1 pseudogene is annotated in these 247 nt (G+C 49.0%); it reads left to right on the top strand.

The features are described from left to right. A pseudogene (locus CEX98_RS22995) lies at positions 1-247 on the top strand (hypothetical protein); the annotation flags it as partial.

Genomic DNA, 247 nt, shown 5'->3' with positions numbered 1-247 from the left:
TTATCTGAACTTGAGGAAGAGTCGGATGCGCTTGCAGGTGATGATATCGATGCGCTGCTTGATGAACCCGCAGAGGAGTTATCACCAGAGCCTGAAGCTGAGCTCGATGAACTTGCAGACGATGATCTCGGCGACTTATTGGATGAACCTGCAGAGGAAGTATCATCAGAGCCAGAGGTTGAGTCAGATGAACTTGCAGACGATGATCTCGACGACTTGTTGGATGAACCTGCAGAGGAAGTATCAT

This window comes from Pseudoalteromonas piscicida (assembly GCF_002744175.1).
In the GTDB taxonomy this organism is placed as follows: Bacteria; Pseudomonadota; Gammaproteobacteria; order Enterobacterales; family Alteromonadaceae; genus Pseudoalteromonas; species Pseudoalteromonas piscicida_B.
The sequence above is the reverse complement of the archived record's forward strand: the minus strand, read 5'-3'. Positions and strand labels throughout refer to the sequence as shown.